The organism is Nocardioides sp. (genome assembly GCF_031422975.1).
In the GTDB taxonomy this organism is placed as follows: domain Bacteria; phylum Actinomycetota; class Actinomycetes; order Propionibacteriales; family Nocardioidaceae; genus Nocardioides.
The window spans coordinates 1-16,222 of the sequence record NZ_JANPEO010000471.1; the positions used below are offsets into that span (position 1 = coordinate 1).

Sequence of the window (16,222 nt, forward strand, 5' to 3'; positions counted from 1 at the left end):
CCCGACGAGGACGCCCTCGCCCGCGCGGCCAAGCTCGTCGTGGACGCGCGGCGCCCGGTCATCATCGTCGGGCACGGCGCTCGGGGGGCCGAGGCCGAGGTCGTCGGGCTCGCCGAGAGCCTGCATGCCCCCGTGCTCACGACCTTCAAGGCGAAGGGGCTGGTGCCCGACACCCATCCGCTGGGGGCCGGTGTGCTGGGCCGCAGCGGAACCCCCGTGGCCAGCTGGTTGATGAACGAGTCCGACCTGCTGGTCGTCATCGGCGCGTCGTTCTCGAACCACACCGGCATCGCGCCGTACAAGCCGATCGTCCAGATCGACGACAGCCCCGCCTCCATCGGCCGGTTCGACGCGGTCACGGCCGACGTGCTCGGCGACGCCGCGATCGTGGTCGCCGCACTGACGAGGGCGGTCGCTGCCGCCGACCCTGAGGACCAGCGCCCCGACGTCGCGGAGCGATGGGCGATCTGGCGGGCGGAGAAGGCCCGGCGTGCCGCCGACGACCGGGGTGCCGGGGTCTCGGCCGCCGCCGTCTTCGCGGCGCTGTCCGACCACCTGCCTGCGGACGCCGTCGTGACCGTCGACGTCGGCAACCACGCCTACTCGCTGGGTCGCTACCTGGAGTCGAAGGGGCAGCCGGTGCTGATGTCGGGCTACCTCGGCTCCATCGGCTTCGGCTACCCGGCGGCGATCGGTGCCTGGGCCGCCGACCCGGACCGGCCCGTCGTGGCAGTGACCGGCGACGGCGGCTTCGGGCAGTACGCCACCGAGCTCACCACGGCGGTGAAGTACGGCATCGGCATCAAGCACGTGCTGCTCAACAACAACTCCCTCGGCAAGATCAGCAAGGAGCAGCTCGCGGCCGACTATCCGGTCTGGCACACCTCCCTGCACAACCCCGACTGGGCCGCCTACGCCGAGCTGTGCGGCGCCACCGGGATCAAGGTCACCCGCCGCGACCAGCTCGACCAGGCGATGAGGACCCTCTTCGCGACCACCGGACCGGCGCTGCTCTGCGTCGAGCAGGACGCCGAGCTCCTCTGAGCGACCCGCGCATCGACTTCCCGCACACCACCACCCATGAAGGAGACTCCCGTGACCGAGCCGACAGCCGCCGCCACGCACACCAGTTACGACGACCTCACGGCGTTGTTCATCAACTGCACATTGAAGAAGTCACCCGAGCCGAGCCACACGCAGGGCCTGGTCGACATCAGCCGGCACATCATGCAGGCGCACGGCGTGCACGTCGACGTGGTCCGGGCCATCGACCACGACATCGCCACCGGGGTCTGGCCCGACATGACGGAGCACGGCTGGGACACCGACGAGTGGCCCGCGATCTTCGAGAAGGTCAAGGCCGCCGACATCCTGGTCCTCGCCGGACCGATCTGGTTGGGCGACAACAGCTCGATCATGAAGCAGGTCCACGAACGCCTCTACGGAGGTTCGCACCTGCTCAACGACCGGGGTCAGTACCTCTACTACGGGCGGGTCGGCGGCTGCCTGATCACCGGGAACGAGGACGGCGTCAAGCACTGCGCCCAGAACGTGCTCTACACGCTGCAACACATCGGTTACACGATCCCACCCCAGGCCGACGCCGGCTGGATCGGGGAGGCAGGACCCGGCCCGTCGTACCTCGACCCGGGATCCGGCGGACCCGAGAACGACTTCACCAACCGCAACACCACCTTCATGACGTGGAACCTGATGCACCTGGCTCGTCTGCTCAAGGACGTCGGCGGGGTCCCCGCCCACGGCAACCAGCGCGCCGAATGGGACGCCGGGTGCCGCTTCGACTTCGAGAACCCGGAGTACCGATGACGCGCGCTACGCTCCGGGAGTGGTCACGTCGAGCACCGACGACGCGATCGTGGCGGGTGTTCGCTCCGGTGACGAAGCCGTCTTCGCGCAACTGCTGAACGACTGGTCACGATCGATGCTGCTGCTCGCCCGCACCTTCGTCTCCACCGACGCCTCCGCCGAGGAGGTCGTCCAGGACACGTGGCTCGCCGTCATCGGGGGGATCGACCGGTTCGAGGGCCGGTCCTCGCTGCGCACCTGGGTCTACCGGGTCCTGGTCAACACCGCGAAGAAGCGCGGGCTGCGCGAGAGCCGCACCGTGCCGTGGAGCAGCCTGGCCACCGCGGACGAGTTCCCCGGCCCGACGCTCGAGTCCGCTCTGTTCCGCGACGCCACCGATCGCTACCCGGGTCACTGGCGGTCGTTTCCTGCGCAGTGGCGTTCCCCGGAGGCCATGGTGCTCGACGGCGAGGTCCGCACCCAGGTCCGCACCGCCATCGACGCCCTTCCCGAGCGGCAGCGGATCGTGATCACGCTGCGCGACATGATGGGGCACAGCTCCGACGAGGTCTGCGAGATGCTCCAGGTCACGGGTGCCAACCAGCGGGTGCTCCTGCACCGGGCTCGCGCGGCGGTGCGCACCCACCTGGCGCCGTACCTGACGGACGGCTCCAGCGCCGAGGCCGACGGGGTGGCCTGAGATGGCCGACCTCACCTGCCAGGAGTTCGTCGAGCTCGTCACCGACTACCTGGAGGGTGCCCTCGACGAGGACACGACCACACGCTTCGAGCAGCACCTGGCGAGCTGCCCGGGCTGTGAGACCTACCTCAACCAGATGAAGGAGACCGCGTCGCGACTGGGGGAGATCCCGACCGAGACGCTCTCCGAGGAGATGCAGTCGAGGCTGCTCGCCGCGTTCCGCGACTTCCACCGCTGATCGCCCCGGCCGGCGCCTCACACCGGACCTGACCCCAGGAGATCCCTGATGCCCGACGTCGAGTTCACCAACCTGCTGGCGGTCACCGTGATCGCCCTGCTCGCCCCGCTGCTGCTCGGCCTGGCACCCGCTCTGCGGTTCCCGGCAGTCGTGCTGGAGATCATCGCCGGCGTCGTCGTCGGCCCCGAGGCCCTGGGCTGGGTCGAGGTGGACCTCCCGGTCTCGATCGTGGCCCTGCTCGGCCTCGCGTTCCTGCTCTTCCTGGCCGGACTGGAGATCGACCTCCATCAGCTGCGAGGACAGGTCCTGCGGCTCGCACTGCTCGGGTATGTCGCGACCGTGCTTCTCGGCCTCGCCGTCGGAGTGGGTCTGCGCGCCGTCGGGTGGGTCGACAGTCCAGGCCTGATCGCCATCACGCTCTCGGCGACCTCGCTGGGGCTTGTCGTCCCGGTGCTCAAGGACGCCGGCCAGCTCGAAACCAGACTCGGCCAGACCACCGTCGCCGCGGCTTCGGTCGCCGACTTCGCTGCGATCGTGCTGCTGTCGCTGCTCTTCTCCGGCTCGGATGCCAGCACTGGGAGCCGGCTGGTGCTCCTGATGAGCTTCGCGGTGCTGGTCGCGACGACTGCGGTCCTGGTCTCCTACGTGGCCAGGTCCCGGCGACTCGACATGACGCTGATCCGGTTGCAGGACACCACCGCGCAGATCCGGGTGCGGGCGGCCGTCGTCCTCCTGGTCGCCTTCGTGGCGCTGGCCGAGCGGTTCGGCCTGGAGAGCATCCTGGGCGCGTTCATGGCCGGCGCGGTGGTCGGCCTTCTCGACAAGGATTCCCAGTCGCACCCCAACTTCCGGGTCAAGCTGGAGGCCATCGGCTATGGCTTCCTGGTCCCGGTGTTCTTCGTCACCAGTGGACTGCGCCTCGACCTGGGCGGCCTGGTCGAGAACCCGGCCGCCCTCACCCGGGTGCCCGTCTTCGCCCTCGCGCTGCTCGTCGTCCGTGGGCTGCCCGCGCTGCTGTTCGGCCGGATCTTCGGCCGTCGCGCGGTGCTCGCCGCCGGCCTGCTCCAGGCAACCTCGTTGCCGTTCATCGTCACCGCAACCCAGATCGGTGTCTTGACCGGGCTCATGAGCGGCGTCACTGCCGCGGCGATGATCTGCGCCGGACTCCTGTCGGTGGTGCTGTTCCCCGTTGCTGCCCTCGCTCTGCTCCGCACCGCCCCCCGGGAACGACAGTCGCACGAGGCTGCTCCGCATGAGCGATAGCCGACGGGTGTTACGAGTCCCTTACCTACTCCTCACATGCCTAGGCAACTACGCCACACGTCCCTACCGTCTTCAGTGAACGCTTCCGACGCTCTCGCCCGCGGCGCCCCCATCGGGGATACGCGTTCGGGTGGGCGTCCCAGGACCTGGAAGGAACCCACGATGCGTCTCCGCCCCTTACTCGCCGCCACCGCCACTGCTGCCCTTGCCCTGCCTGCCTCGACCGTCGGCCTCGTCGCCCACCCCGCCTCGGCGGACCGAGCCGGGACCTTCGTACCCGGCGCACAACTCAATCCCGACCACACCGTGACCCTGCCGTTGCACCGGGGCCGGTCCGGAAACCAGACCGTGTGGTTCATCACCACCGAGGCATCTGACTCCAACCACGCACAAGCGTGGGGGACCTCGGTCAGCGCCAAGTTGTCGAACGCACGCCGGACCGCCGCGGTGCAGAAGGTCAGCATCGACCCGGACGGCACTGTCGTGTTCCCGGCCACGGTCGACTTCTCACCGGACCGCGTGATCGTCCCAGGTCCGACGGGCTTCCCGCCGGCGGCCGCCGCGCCCGGTGCGGTGGGGAATCTCGGATACTCGCCCCTGATCCAGCTACCCGACGGTGCCGTGGTGAACGCACCGCACATTGCCAACGACACCGGCGCCGCGGACAAGGCCGTCGCCCTTGACCGGCAGGCGATGACAGTCCGCTACCTGCTCACCGACGGCTTCGCGCGCGGCAACCAGGTCGTCTACATCTCGACCGAGGCATCCGACCCCGGGGCCGCCGCCATCGAGGGCGTCACCTACGCCCCGAACCTGAATGCGGCGCCCTTCGCGGGCGGAGACGGCACCGACTCGGCGAGAGCCAGCCTGGCCGCGATCACCAACGGCCAGACGGGCCGCGCCGACCCCCAACGCCAGGGGCTGAACTCCGCCCTGCTGGGGGAGGGCGACCCCCTCAACGTGCTGGCCTGGCTGCCGCAGCAGGGTCGGTACAGCCCGCTGTGGGACGTGCACCTCACCCAATGGGCTCCGGGTCAGCGGCCCACTCGACAGACGGAGTTCGCGCACATCGAGGACCTCGCTGATTCCGGCAGGGTGATCGGGTTCCCCGACGGTCCGTGGGGGCCCAGCGGGTTTGTCGTCAACTGCCCCATCATCGCCCGACTCTGACGCTGGTGTCCTCGTCGCCGGTGCACGCTCGGGCGGCATCGACTGGTGGACGGCTCTGCGCGAGCGGGCTCGGCCGATGCGTCAGTGATCGCTGCGCCGATGCGCCGCCAGGACGTCGAGACCGAAGTCGTTGGTGGGGTCTCGCCAGACCGAGTGCCCGTGGTTGGCGCCGCGCTGCGTGATGTCCCACTCGGCCAGGAAGCCGGGTCCCTGCAGCCGGTAGTAGTGCGGTTCCCGGGGGACGATCGAGCCGGCCCAGGCCAGGTGGATCTCGTCGAGAGGGAGGTCGGGCGCCAGCGTCGAGGGGACACGGTCCGTGTACGTCGACACCAGGGAGCCGAGCAGCTCGCGCTGCGACGTCGTCATCTCGGCACCGGTCAGGCCCCTCGGCACGTCTGTCATCGCCAGGTGGGCGTGGTCGTCGTCGGTCAGCCCCGCGGCGGCCTCGGCTGCCTCGCTCACGGTGGTGAGCCGAGCGGCGAGCTCCGGATCGGCGAAGTGTCCTCGCCACACGTCCGGGAGGCGGAGCATCCGGTCACCTGCTGCGATGCGGGTCCGGTTCCCGCCGACTATGTCAGTCGGGGCCCGGTCCAGCAGCAGGGCGCGCTGCCGCTGGTCGCCGTCAAGAGAGCCGACCAGCTGTTGGGCCAGGTCCTCGACCGCGGCGAGTGGCCGGATCGTCGCCCCTCCGAGCGCCGGAGCGCCGGCGGGGTCGACTCCGAGGAAGCACGGGGTCACTGCTCGGACCTCACCATCGATGAGCAGGTAGTTGAGCGAGATGTGGTGCCCGCCGAAGCGCCAGGCCCAGGTCCGGTCGAGCGACGGGTCGCCGAAGACGCGCAGGTAGTACAGGCCGGGATCACGTGCCCGTTCGCGCCCCCAGGACTGGCCGAAGTCCTCGACGAGGTCCAGCACGTTCTCCCAGCCCATGATGGTCGCGACAGTCACGTAGCCGGCAGTGGACAAGCCGGTCGAGAGCAGCCGCATGGCGAGCCGCTGCTGGGCCGGCCGTTGGGCGCCCAGGGGCAGGCCTCCGTGGTCCGTCGGCGTGTAGAACCACCGGACGCGCTCGGCCTCGGCCACGCCGTCACCCGGGGATGCCCACCACCCCGCGGCGCGCTGGTCCGCCGACAGCGCCTCCACCCACGCGGTCGCGGCGGCGCCCATGCGCTCGGCGATCACCGCTGGTGATCCACTGACCTCAGACATGAGCACTCCGATCCTCGTGGTGGCTCATCGCCGGTCGTCCGGGCCGACCACTTGGCGGATGGCAGCGCGCAGCAGGACCGGGTCGTGCAGCGGCGTCATCTGGGCGATCAGGGTCAACGCGGCCCGCGAGAGATGCAGGGCCAACAGCGCCGCGGCGCCCCGGGAGTCCGCGTCACGGCACAGCTGCGCCAGCACCGCGTGCTCGGCGGCGCCCTGTGGAAAGCCGTGTGCGTCCTCGGCGTACGCGCGGCGGTAGCGCTGCGTGTGCGCAGCCCACTCGGTGGCCGAACCGAGCATCCTGGACCCGCTGTGCGCGAGCAGCAGCATGTGGAAGCTCTGGTGGACCTCGTCCCAGGTGTCGAAGTCGAAGGTGCCCTGGTCGGTGTGCCTGAGCAGCTCGGCGAGCTCGTCCAACTCGTCCAGCTGTGGCCTGGTGAACAGGGGCACGCTGACCGACAGCGCGATGGACTCGTTGAGCACCCGCAGCGTGTACAGATGCTCCAGCTCCTCGACGGACAGGCCGGTGACCCGGGCGCGGTGGTTGAGCCGGGCTTCGATCAGGCCGTCTCGCTCCAGCAGGCGGAACGCCTCTCGGATCGGTCCGCGGCTGACGCCGAACCGGGCAGCGATCTGGGCCTGGCTGATCTCCGAGCCCGGGGCCAGATGACCTCGCAGGATCTCGGCGCGCAGGTGCTCGCGGATCACCGGCGCGTAGTCGCGCCCGCCCCGGCGTACCGCCTCGGGTGCCTCCGGTGCCGTCGCGCTCGTCGCGATGATCGCTCCCCTCCGTCTCTAGCGACCCGGGCCGTAGAGCCCGAAGACCAGCCTCGGGTCACCCGGTTGGAAGTCGCCCCTGCACTGGGAACTGTCTCCGATGGCGCGGGTCCTCGCCAGCAGGCTCGCCCCCAGAGCCAGCTGTCGCCGCTCCCACCTCGCCACCGCGACATCGACGTCGCCGTCGGCGCGGACCAGCTCCTCGGCCAGCACCCAGCCGTCCTCGGCCGCCTTGGCGGTGCCCGCGGCGGCGTGCGGCCGCACGCCGAACGCGGCGTCCCCGACCAGGCACGCCCTGCCGCGGGCCATACCGGTCACCGCGACGTCGTACACGGCCTGGACGAAGGGCTCGGGGACGGACGTCACCACCTCCGCGATCGGCGGCGCCAGCAGCTGGGCGGCGACCTCTCGCATCTCATCGATCTGCTCCTGGCGCGGGTGGTTCGGCGGCAGCGAGACGGTCCGGCGCACCCCGTGGCGGTCCGTCAGGAATGCCGGGAGGTCGGGCTCGGGCACGTTGCGGTACCAGACCATGTTGAGGAGGCGGCGTCCCGGCTCGAGGTTCCCGTCAGGACCCGGGATCGGGTACACCAGGATGTGGCTGTGCGGCAGCACCTGATAGGTGAGGGCATCGTGCAGTGCTTCGTACGTCGCCGGGCTGAGGTCGGCCTCGGGGACGGTGCCGCGCCAACCGACATATCCGGCGTAGCTCGGCGCCGCCTCGGGGAACATGCGCTGGCGTGAGGCGGAGCCGATGCCGTCGGCGCACACGAGCAGGTCCGCGTCGCGGACCTCACCGTTGGTGAAGTCGAGCCGGACGTGGCGGTCCGCGGAGGTGAACGAGGTCAGCTCCCAGCCCTGCTGGTAGCACTCATCGGCAAGCGCGTTGCGCAGGACGCGGTAGATGGTGTTCCACGCCGAGAACCGATACGAACGCGGCTCGGTGTGGGCGATCGAGCCGTCGGAGTGGAGGAATCGCACCCAGCCTGTCTCGGTGCTGATCTGCTCGGGTGGGACGGCCAACCGCTCGACCGCGTACCGGAGGGTCTGGGCCAGGACGGCGATCCCGGCGCCGCGGGCCTCCAGGGGGATCGGCGAGCGCTCGTACACGTGGACCCGGCACCCGGCGTCGCGCAGGAGGAGGGCCGTGGTCAGACCTCCGAGTGAACCGCCGACGACCGCGACGGACGGCATGCTCACCGCGGGCTCACCACCGGGTCATCGTCCGGTCGAACCGTGCGCAGGTCAGGGTCGCCCGAACGTGGCGATCGAGTCGACCTTCAACTCGAAGAGCACCCGACGCTCGTCGAACGACGGGTCCCGCAGCGCGTACACATCACCGCCGGTGTACTTGTGGAAGATCCGGTTGAGCTGGTCGGTCACCCGCTTCCCCTCGACCGGGTCGTCCTCGGAGACCTCGCGCGAGACCGTCGCCTTGATGCTCACCCAGTGGTAGGCGTTGGCGGGGTTCATCAGCAGGAACGTCGCCTGGGGGCTGGCGCGCAGCCACTCCACCTTCTTGCGGTGGGTCGCCAGGTTGAGGAGCACGGTGTCTGCCTCGTAGTCGAACCAGACGGGCGTGAGGTTGGCACGCCCCGACGGGCTGATCACCGCGACGACCGCGGTGACCGGCTCGTCCAGGAGCGGCTTGTAGATCGGGTCGAGGTTGTCGAGCGACTGGACCGCCTCGTGGTCGCCGACCGTGAACTGTCCGGCCTGGGTGCCTTCGGCGACATCGAGGAACTTCGCGACGGGGATGGACATGGCCTGCTCCTGCTCATTGACCGGCGGGGGAGTGTTGACACTTCTGCCAGAATAGTGACCCACATCACGTCGCGTCCAGCCTGTCTTGGCTGGATCTGCCCCATCCCGTCGGCGGCGGAGGAACCCGAAGTGTCATCAGCTGAGGGACTGGAGCTGGGTGCCGAGAGCGACCTGTCCCTGCTCCAGGCCGTCCGAGCTGCCTTGACCGACGCGATGGACGAGGACGACCGGGTGGTCCTTCTCGGCCAGGACGTCGGCCGGCTCGGCGGGGTGTTCCGGGCCACCGAGGGCCTGGACGCCCGGTTTCCCGGCCGGGTCTTCGACACCCCTCTCGCCGAGGCGGGCATCGTGGGCGCCTCGGTCGGGCTGGCCATCGGCGGTCTGGTGCCGGTGGCCGAGATCCAGTTCCTCGGCTTCCTGCACCAGGCCTTCCACCAGGTGACGCAGCAGCTGGCCAGGTACCGGTTCCGCTCGCGCGGTCGCTTCCACCTCCCGGTGACGATCCGCGCGCCGTACGGCGGCGGGCTGCGGATGCCGGAGTTCCATGCGGACTCCCTCGAGGCGCAGCTCGCGAACACCCCGGGACTGAAGGTCTTCGCCCCGGCCTTCCCCGACGACGCCTACGCCCTGCTCCGGGCCGCCGTGCGCGACCCCGACCCGGTGGTGTTCTTGGAGCCCCAGCGGCTCTACCGCTCGGTGCGAGGCGCCGTCGTGCCCGGCGCGGTCGCCGAGGCGAGCATCGGCGTTCGGCTGCGACGCGACGGTGACGACCTCCTGCTCGTGGGCTGGGGGCCGACGGTCCACACCTGCCTGAGGGCTGCACACGAGCTGGAGGCGCGCCATGGCGTGCGGTCCGCTGTGCTGGACCTGCGCGTGCTGAGCCCGATCGACCACGACGGCCTCTGCGAGGCGGCCGCATCGCGGCGACGCGTGGTCGTCGTCCACGAGGGCGTGCGATCGGCCGGTCTCGGTGCGGAGATCGTGGCGACCCTCCAGGAGGCCCTGGCCGACACCATCTCGCTGCCGATCCTGCGGGTGACTGCCCCGGACTCGCCCTACCCGCCGGGGCGCCTCGAGGACGACTTCCTTCCGACGTCGGAGCAGGTCGTGGTGGCCGCGCTGAAGGTGGTGGGCAGGGCGTGACGCACGACTGGGTGCCGGGCCGGGCGGCTGGCGACGACTCCGATCTCCTCCAGATCCTCGGCCCGGACGGGCAGGTCACTCGTCGTGACCTGCCCTGTCCTGGTGACGACGTGGTACGCGAGGCGCTGCGGTTGATGCTGTTGTCGCGAGCGCTCGACGAGAAGTGCATCAGGCTGCACCGGCAGGGCCGGCTCGGGCTGTACGCGCCCGTGCTCGGCCAGGAGGCCGCGGTCGTGGGCTCGCACCTGGCCATCGACCCGGCGGTGGACTGGCTGGTGCCGGCCTCGCGCGAGCAGCCGGCGATGCTGCGCCACGGCTGGCCGCTGGATCGGCTGTTCGCGTCGCTGCTCGGCCGCATCGAGGCGGCCCGCATCCCGGACGACGTTCGGATGCTTCCCCGCCAACAGGCGATCGCTACCCAGCTTCCGCACGCCGTGGGCATCGCGTGGGCCTCGTCGATCCGGCGCCGGGAGGGGGTGACCCTGGCGTACTGCGGCGACGGCGCCACCTCGGAAGGAGACTTCCACGAGGCCTGCAACCTCGCGGGCGTGATGGGTGTCGCGTTGGTGCTGGTGATCATCAACAACCAGTACGCGATCTCGACGCCCGTCTCGAAGCAGACCCGTGCGCCACGCCTCGCCGACCGCGCTCGCGGCTACGGATTCCCGGGCGTGGCCGTCGACGGGAACGATCTGTTCGCGGTGTACGAGGCCACCCGGCAGGCCGTGGAGCGCGCCCGCACCGGTCAGGGACCCACCATGATCGAGGCGGTGACCTATCGAATCGGCTTCCACAACACCTCCGACAACTCGTCGTTGTACCGCGAGCCGGGGGAGGTGGCCGAAGCCCGCCAGCGTGACCCCGTGGCCAGACTGACGACCTACGCCGTCACTGCCGGTCTCGTGGACCGGGACACGCTCGACGCCCAGGAGAACGAGGTGCGGGCCGAGGTTGACGCCGCGTTCGAACGAGCGTCGTCCTACCCCGCGCCAGGGCCCGAGGAGGCATTCCGGCACGTCTTCGCCGACTGAGCGGATCGCGGCGCGCTGCGGAGCGGTCGAACAGAACTCAGGCGGTCTCCCACAGTCCGATCAGGTTGCCCTCGGTGTCGGTGAAGTAGCCGGTGAAACCCATGTCACCCACGGACATCCGTTCCGTGACGGTCTTCCCGCCGGCCTCCTCGACCTTGCGCAACGCCTCATCGACGCTCGGCACGTCGATCACGAGGTTGGGTGCCTTGCCCGGGAACTCGGGGCTGCGCTCGAACATGCCCCCGTTGATGAAACCTGGTTCGCTCGGACCCTGCTCCGGGTCGCTCGGACCGGTCATCACCATGGTGTAGCTCATCTCGGGCATGGGGATCATCTGCCAACCGAACATCTCCTCGTAGAACTTCCGGGCACGGTCACCGTCGTCGAACGGAATCTCGAAGTGCACCACCTTGCCGGACATGTCGCCTCCCTGGTGAATGGTGTGGATGCTCCAGTCAACTGCGGCTCGCAGGACCCGGTCAATGGGCTGGCTCCGAGGCGGTCGGGTCGCTCACCATCCCCCGGACCGGCGGTCGGCTCATCGTGCTCGAACGCGTCCCGCATCCGCAGGTCCCGGGAGGGATCGCTGGGGGTGCAGCACGACTCCAACCGGACCCGCCCCGACACGGCGCCGAGCACCAGTGCCACGAGCGACAGCACGATCAGACTGCCGATGACGATCTCCATGTGCGTCCCTTTCGTTCGTCACGGTGCGGGCACGGCGCATCCGGGGTCATGGCCGGTAGTTCAACGCGATCATCATGCCTGCTTCGGCGTGATAGATGTTGTGGCAGTGCGTCATCCACGCACCGGGGTTGTCGGCCTGCAGGTCCACCGCCAGCGAGGACATCGGCTTGACCAGCACCGTGTCCTTCCTGAGCCCACTGGGCAGCGCGAAGGTGTGCCCGTGGACGTGCATCGGGTGGGTCATCCCGGTCATGTTCATCAGGTGAAGGCGCACCCGGTCACCCTCGTCGATGAGGAGGGGCTCGTTCTGACCGAAGGGCGCACCGTTGATGGCCCACCGGTAGGGCATCATCTGCCCGCTGAGATGCACCAGCTCGGTCGAGTCCGGCTCTCGGGCCGGAAGCCGTGAGGCCTCCGACGGCTGCAGGTCCGCTCCCTCGAGAACGGGACCGTCGAGCTCGGCGGGGCGAACCACGGGGTCCGGTGCGACGCCCGCGCCGGTGCGGATCAGAGCCATGGCCTGACCCTGCTTGCCGTACGGCGCCGCCACCAGCGGGAACACCCCGTCGGCGAGAGTGACCGTGGCGTCGTACCGCTCACCCATGCCGATGTAGAACGCCCCGGCGGCGCGGGGTTGGACCGCGAACCCGTCCGTGTGGGTGACCGTGAGGTCGTGGCCGCCCAGCGCGACGGTGAAGATGGTGTCGGAGCCGGCGTTGATGATGCGCAGCCTCACTCGCTGGCCCGGCTTGGCGTGGAGGACGTCGGGAGCTGTCGGAACCCGGCCGTTGATGAGGTAGTGGGGATAGTCCACGTCGCCGGCGTCACCGAAGGGCGGGGTGCCTCCCATCGACATGTGCCCCATGTCCATCCCGCCCATGGGACCCGAGCCGTCCCCGGCAGCCCCGGCCATCTCGGCCAGCACGTCGTCGGGTGTGCGCCCGGTGCCGTCGACCCAGTCGTCGAGGACCACCACCCACTCCAGGTCGTAGTCGCCCGGCTCCTGGGGGTCGTCGACGATCAGGGGGGCGTAGAGGCCGCGGTCGAGCTGGACTCCGACATGGGGGTGGTAGAAGTACGTGCCGGGATCCGGGGCGGTGAACTCATACAGGTAGGACGAGCCGGCGGGGATCGGATCCTGGGTGAGGCCGGGGACACCGTCGGCGACGTTGCGCAGCGCGATGCCGTGCCAGTGCACGGAGGTGTCTGTCGGGAGCTGGTTGTCCAGGCGGATCCGCACCAGGTCGCCGGCCGTGGCCCGGATCAGTGGTCCCGGTGCGGTGTCGCCGAAGGCCCAGGTGTCGACGGTGGTGCCGCCCAGGTCCAGCGATGTCGCCCTGGCAGTCAGCCGGTGCTCGACCACCCGTTGCCCCGCGAGAGGCTGCAGTCGCGCGGGGATGGCAAACCTCGAGGGTGCCGGCCCCGACGGGTTCGAGCACGCCGTCAAGGCGCCGGTTCCCACGACTGCCATCCCGCCGAGGAGCAGACTTCGGCGCGAGAGATCCTGCATCGTTGCCTCCCGATCGATGTCGGGTCGCTGACGGCCCGAGCACGACCACCAGCGTGGGCCGTTCGTCTCGACTTCTGATCCCTGTTCGGTGAAGATCCGACGAAGGTCGCACGCGGTCAGTCGTGAACGCGTGCGGGCCGACGCTCGGCCCGAGCCAGCCGGACGGTGAACGTCGCGCCGTGTCCGGATCCCTCGCTGTGCGCTGTAAGAGTGCCGCCGTGCGCTTCGACGAGGGCCTTGCTGATGCTCAGCCCGATGCCCGAGCCTCCGCGGTCGCGGTCTCGGGCAGTGTCGACCCGGTAGAACCGGTCGAAGACATGGCTCAGGTGCTCGGGCGCGATGCCTTCGCCCGAGTCGGCGACCACGAACTCGACCCAACGACCGTTGCGGCGGCAGCTCAACGTGACGCCGGCGTCGGTGGGTGCGTGTCGAAGGGCGTTGTCGAGCAGGTTGCCCAGGACCTGGCCGATCCGGTCGGGGTCTGCCAGCACGGGGTCGTTGCTGCCCAGGTGGGTGTCGAGGCGCACCCCCTTGGCGACGAATCGATCGCGGGCACCCTCGGCCGCGGCCGCGGCCAGGGTGTTCGCCGGGACCCGGTGGCGGTGGATGTCGAGAGTGCCCTCCTCGGCCTGGGAGACCGCCGCGATGTCTTCAGCAAGTCGGCCGAGCCTGCGGGTGCTGAGACGGATCACCCTGAGGGTGTCCTCGTCCAGGCTGCGCACTCCGTCCTCGACGGCCTCCAGATGTGCCTCCACCGTCGCCAACGGGGTGCGCATCTCGTGGGCGAGGTCGGCCAGCATCCGACGCCGGATCGCCTCGACCTTCCCGAGTCGCTGGGCCAGGGAGTTGTAGCTGTCCGCGAGGGTGGCGAACTCGACGCCGAGCCCGGGGTCGGCGACCCGATCCTCGTAGCTGCCCGCCGCGACTTCGGAGGCCGCCGCGGCCACCTGGCCGATCGACTGCCTCACCCGCCGGGTGAGGTACCAGGTCACCACCAGGGCGGTGATCGTGGCGGCCAGGAGTGCGACTGACAGTGAGATCAGGAGAGCGGAGCTGAAGGCCTCCACGACGTGCCGGGCCTCCACCGACGTGTGTGAGACCCCGGCCTGCTGCAGGTGGTCACGGAAGATGCTCGGACCGACGAACGACGCCACGACCCAGGTCGTCACCGCCCCGGCCACGAGCACCAGCGCCTGCGCCGAGAGAAGCCGTGAGGCGAAACCCCATCTGCGCCGCTCCCGGTCGCTCACGTGCCCGTCCCCATCCGGTAGCCCACCCCGCGCACCGTGCGGACGTACAGGCTGTCCGCTGCGTCGTCGCCCAGCTTGCGGCGCAGATGGCCGATGTGGACGTCGACCAGGTGCTCGTCCCCGACCCAGGAGGGGCCCCAGACGTCGTCGATGAGTTGACGCCTGCTGAAGGCCATCCGGGGTCGTGCCGACAACGCCGACAGCAGGTCGAACTCGGTGCGGGTGAGGGCGACGGCCTCACCGTCGAGCCAGACGTCGCGTCCGGACGTGTCGATGCTCAAGGCGCCGAATGTTCGCACCGGGGCGCCGTGATCGACCGCGCCCGAGTCGGTTCGCTCTCGTGAGTGTCTCGGTCGGCGCAGCATCGCCTGCACCCGCGCCATCAGTTCGCGAGGGCTGAACGGCTTCGTCAGGTAGTCATCGGCGCCGACGGAGAGTCCGATCAGGGTGTCGATCTCCTCGCTGCGTGCGGTGAGCATCACCACGTACGCGTCGGAGAAGGTCCGGATCTGGCGGCAGACCTCGATGCCGTCCAGGCTCGGCAGGCCCAGGTCGAGGACCACGACGTCGGGATCGACGTCGCGGGCGAGCGCTACGGCCTGCAGACCGTCATGGCAGATCGAGGCCTCGAACCCGTCGCGCTCGAAGTAGCTCCCGATCAGCTCGGCCAACGGCGCCTCGTCCTCCACCACCAGGGCCCGCATGCCTGAGGGTGGCCGCCGTGGCGGGGCTGCGGCCGACCCGCGGGCCGCCGGCTCGGGATCGCTGGGGCTCGACATGGCCTCCATGGTGCCAGCCGGGAGCGGCAGTGATCGGCCGACGGCCTCGCGCGGGGGCGTTCTTCAGTGAACCTTCACAGAACCGCAATCGGGCAGCCAGGCTGCGAGGAGCATGGTGGAGATCTCGAACAACCAAGGAGTTGAGCACAATGATGGGTTGGTACAACAACGCAGACATGGGCGCCGGGGGCTGGATCGCGATGATTGTGGTGATGAGCCTGTTCTGGGGGGCCGTGATCTTCGCCGGCGTCATGCTGTTCCGGGGCACCAGCACCCGTCGCGACTCCCGGGGGAGTGAGCGGATCGACGGGGCGACGCCCCGCGACCCGCTCGACATTCTCGGCGAACGGTTCGCCCGCGGCGAGCTCGACGCCGAGGAGTACGAGGCCCGCAAGGCTGTCCTGCTGCAGAGCAGACGCTGAGCCAGCCCGCGCCCTCTCGTTCAGGGCCGGCCGAACACCCTGCGGAAGAAGCCCCCGCCGCTGCTCGAGCCGGTCACGGCGGCCTTCTCGGCCTTGCTGTGCCCGCCCGGACACCACTGACCAGCCGGGACGCCGGCCTTCACGTTGGCGATGTGCTGGCCGCAACCGGCCCAGGTGGTCTTGGCGCAGGTCTTGCACCGGACTGCTCGGCACATGGGTGGATCTCCGTTCGTCGGGATGTGAGGTGCTGGGGGTTCAGTTGTGGGAGAAGCGGATGTCGGGCAGGGCGCGGGTGACGGTGGTGGTGCTCATGAGGGTGTCCATTTCGTGGTGAGAGGTCACAGGAGTGCGGGCAGCGCGCGGACTGCGGTGTAGCAGGCGACGGCGAGGACCAGCACGGTGAACGCCCCCGTGAGGCGACGGCTGTCAGCGCGGTCGGCGAGGCGGGCCCCGGCGACCGCGGCGGTCGCCGAGGC

The 16,222-nt window shown here is 70.0% G+C and carries 18 protein-coding genes; 9 read left to right on the forward strand and 9 right to left on the reverse strand.

Annotation, left to right across the window (positions count from 1 at the left end):
• The 6 genes from RMO85_RS14010 to RMO85_RS14035 all read left to right on the forward strand — a co-directional run.
• The coding region (locus tag RMO85_RS14010) for a thiamine pyrophosphate-dependent enzyme (protein ID WP_310529341.1) at positions 1-1,044 on the forward strand (1,044 nt) is incomplete at its 5' end.
• 51 nt (positions 1,045-1,095) lie between these two features.
• Positions 1,096-1,827, forward strand: a complete 732-nt coding sequence (locus RMO85_RS14015) for a flavodoxin family protein (RefSeq protein ID WP_310529342.1) — start codon at positions 1,096-1,098, stop codon at positions 1,825-1,827.
• A gap of 19 nt (positions 1,828-1,846) precedes the next feature.
• Positions 1,847-2,506, forward strand: coding sequence for a sigma-70 family RNA polymerase sigma factor (locus tag RMO85_RS14020; RefSeq protein WP_310529343.1), 660 nt, complete (start codon positions 1,847-1,849; stop codon positions 2,504-2,506).
• A 1-nt stretch (position 2,507) separates the two neighbouring features.
• Complete coding sequence (locus RMO85_RS14025; protein ID WP_310529344.1) at positions 2,508-2,744, forward strand: zf-HC2 domain-containing protein; 237 nt, start codon at positions 2,508-2,510, stop codon at positions 2,742-2,744.
• Between the two features lie 48 nt (positions 2,745-2,792).
• The gene (locus tag RMO85_RS14030) at positions 2,793-4,007 is read left to right on the forward strand and encodes a cation:proton antiporter (RefSeq protein WP_310529345.1); all 1,215 of its coding nucleotides are present in this window, start codon (positions 2,793-2,795) and stop codon (positions 4,005-4,007) included.
• Between the two features lie 162 nt (positions 4,008-4,169).
• Complete coding sequence (locus RMO85_RS14035; protein ID WP_310529346.1) at positions 4,170-5,177, forward strand: hypothetical protein; 1,008 nt, start codon at positions 4,170-4,172, stop codon at positions 5,175-5,177.
• 81 nt (positions 5,178-5,258) lie between these two features.
• Here the strand turns inward: RMO85_RS14035 and RMO85_RS14040 are convergent, their stop codons facing one another.
• The 4 genes from RMO85_RS14040 to RMO85_RS14055 all read right to left on the reverse strand — a co-directional run bounded on the left by RMO85_RS14040 (position 5,259) and on the right by RMO85_RS14055 (position 8,924).
• Positions 5,259-6,386 carry a DUF3500 domain-containing protein gene (locus RMO85_RS14040; RefSeq protein ID WP_310529347.1) on the reverse strand — a complete coding sequence of 376 codons (1,128 nt, stop codon included), beginning with the start codon at positions 6,384-6,386 and terminating at the stop codon, positions 5,259-5,261.
• Positions 6,387-6,410: 24 nt separating this feature from the next.
• On the reverse strand, positions 6,411-7,091 hold the full coding sequence (locus tag RMO85_RS14045) for a GntR family transcriptional regulator (RefSeq protein ID WP_310529348.1): 681 nt from the start codon (positions 7,089-7,091) through the stop codon (positions 6,411-6,413).
• An 87-nt stretch (positions 7,092-7,178) separates the two neighbouring features.
• Positions 7,179-8,354 carry an FAD-dependent monooxygenase gene (locus RMO85_RS14050; RefSeq protein ID WP_310529356.1) on the reverse strand — a complete coding sequence of 392 codons (1,176 nt, stop codon included), beginning with the start codon at positions 8,352-8,354 and terminating at the stop codon, positions 7,179-7,181.
• 51 nt (positions 8,355-8,405) lie between these two features.
• Complete coding sequence (locus RMO85_RS14055) at positions 8,406-8,924, reverse strand: pyridoxamine 5'-phosphate oxidase family protein (RefSeq protein WP_310529349.1); 519 nt, start codon at positions 8,922-8,924, stop codon at positions 8,406-8,408.
• A gap of 129 nt (positions 8,925-9,053) precedes the next feature.
• On the opposite strand from RMO85_RS14055, the gene RMO85_RS14060 reads away from it, so the two are divergent.
• Together RMO85_RS14060 and RMO85_RS14065 are read left to right on the forward strand one after the other, a co-directional pair.
• A complete protein-coding gene (locus RMO85_RS14060; protein WP_310529350.1) occupies positions 9,054-10,067 on the forward strand; it encodes a transketolase C-terminal domain-containing protein in 1,014 nt (337 codons plus the stop codon).
• Positions 10,064-11,098 carry a thiamine pyrophosphate-dependent enzyme gene (locus tag RMO85_RS14065; protein ID WP_310529351.1) on the forward strand — a complete coding sequence of 345 codons (1,035 nt, stop codon included), beginning with the start codon at positions 10,064-10,066 and terminating at the stop codon, positions 11,096-11,098. Before RMO85_RS14060 ends, RMO85_RS14065 begins: the two co-directional genes overlap by 4 nt.
• A gap of 37 nt (positions 11,099-11,135) precedes the next feature.
• On the opposite strand, the gene RMO85_RS14070 is transcribed toward RMO85_RS14065, so the two are convergent.
• The 4 genes from RMO85_RS14070 to RMO85_RS14085 all read right to left on the reverse strand — a co-directional run bounded on the left by RMO85_RS14070 (position 11,136) and on the right by RMO85_RS14085 (position 15,249).
• Positions 11,136-11,519 (reverse strand): VOC family protein, encoded by a 384-nt coding sequence (locus RMO85_RS14070; protein ID WP_310529352.1) that lies wholly within the window; start codon positions 11,517-11,519, stop codon positions 11,136-11,138.
• Between the two features lie 312 nt (positions 11,520-11,831).
• Complete coding sequence (locus RMO85_RS14075) at positions 11,832-13,295, reverse strand: multicopper oxidase family protein (protein WP_310529353.1); 1,464 nt, start codon at positions 13,293-13,295, stop codon at positions 11,832-11,834.
• Positions 13,296-13,411: 116 nt separating this feature from the next.
• The gene (locus RMO85_RS14080; protein WP_310529354.1) at positions 13,412-14,545 is read right to left on the reverse strand and encodes an ATP-binding protein; all 1,134 of its coding nucleotides are present in this window, start codon (positions 14,543-14,545) and stop codon (positions 13,412-13,414) included.
• Positions 14,542-15,249, reverse strand: a complete 708-nt coding sequence (locus RMO85_RS14085) for a response regulator transcription factor (RefSeq protein WP_310529357.1) — start codon at positions 15,247-15,249, stop codon at positions 14,542-14,544. Before RMO85_RS14085 ends, RMO85_RS14080 begins: the two co-directional genes overlap by 4 nt.
• Positions 15,250-15,473: 224 nt before the next feature.
• Between RMO85_RS14085 and RMO85_RS14090 the strand changes: the two genes are divergently transcribed.
• Positions 15,474-15,746 (forward strand): SHOCT domain-containing protein, encoded by a 273-nt coding sequence (locus tag RMO85_RS14090; RefSeq protein WP_310529358.1) that lies wholly within the window; start codon positions 15,474-15,476, stop codon positions 15,744-15,746.
• A gap of 20 nt (positions 15,747-15,766) precedes the next feature.
• On the opposite strand, the gene RMO85_RS14095 is transcribed toward RMO85_RS14090, so the two are convergent.
• Positions 15,767-15,961 (reverse strand): hypothetical protein, encoded by a 195-nt coding sequence (locus RMO85_RS14095; RefSeq protein ID WP_310529355.1) that lies wholly within the window; start codon positions 15,959-15,961, stop codon positions 15,767-15,769.
• Positions 15,962-16,222 lie beyond the last annotated feature (261 nt).

Excerpts from the sequence above, each read along its gene's own strand:
- RMO85_RS14085 (WP_310529357.1), bottom strand. The coding sequence starts at position 15,249 with ATGCGGGCCCTGGTGGTGGAGGACGAGGCGCCGTTGGCCGAGCTGATC.
- RMO85_RS14025 (WP_310529344.1), top strand. The coding sequence starts at position 2,508 with ATGGCCGACCTCACCTGCCAGGAGTTCGTCGAGCTCGTCACCGACTAC.
- RMO85_RS14055 (WP_310529349.1), bottom strand. The coding sequence starts at position 8,924 with ATGTCCATCCCCGTCGCGAAGTTCCTCGATGTCGCCGAAGGCACCCAG.
- RMO85_RS14070 (WP_310529352.1), bottom strand. The coding sequence starts at position 11,519 with ATGTCCGGCAAGGTGGTGCACTTCGAGATTCCGTTCGACGACGGTGAC.
- RMO85_RS14050 (WP_310529356.1), bottom strand. The coding sequence starts at position 8,354 with ATGCCGTCCGTCGCGGTCGTCGGCGGTTCACTCGGAGGTCTGACCACG.
- RMO85_RS14035 (WP_310529346.1), top strand. The coding sequence starts at position 4,170 with ATGCGTCTCCGCCCCTTACTCGCCGCCACCGCCACTGCTGCCCTTGCC.
- RMO85_RS14075 (WP_310529353.1), bottom strand. The coding sequence starts at position 13,295 with ATGCAGGATCTCTCGCGCCGAAGTCTGCTCCTCGGCGGGATGGCAGTC.
- RMO85_RS14095 (WP_310529355.1), bottom strand. The coding sequence starts at position 15,961 with ATGTGCCGAGCAGTCCGGTGCAAGACCTGCGCCAAGACCACCTGGGCC.
- RMO85_RS14030 (WP_310529345.1), top strand. The coding sequence starts at position 2,793 with ATGCCCGACGTCGAGTTCACCAACCTGCTGGCGGTCACCGTGATCGCC.
- RMO85_RS14040 (WP_310529347.1), bottom strand. The coding sequence starts at position 6,386 with ATGTCTGAGGTCAGTGGATCACCAGCGGTGATCGCCGAGCGCATGGGC.
- RMO85_RS14090 (WP_310529358.1), top strand. The coding sequence starts at position 15,474 with ATGATGGGTTGGTACAACAACGCAGACATGGGCGCCGGGGGCTGGATC.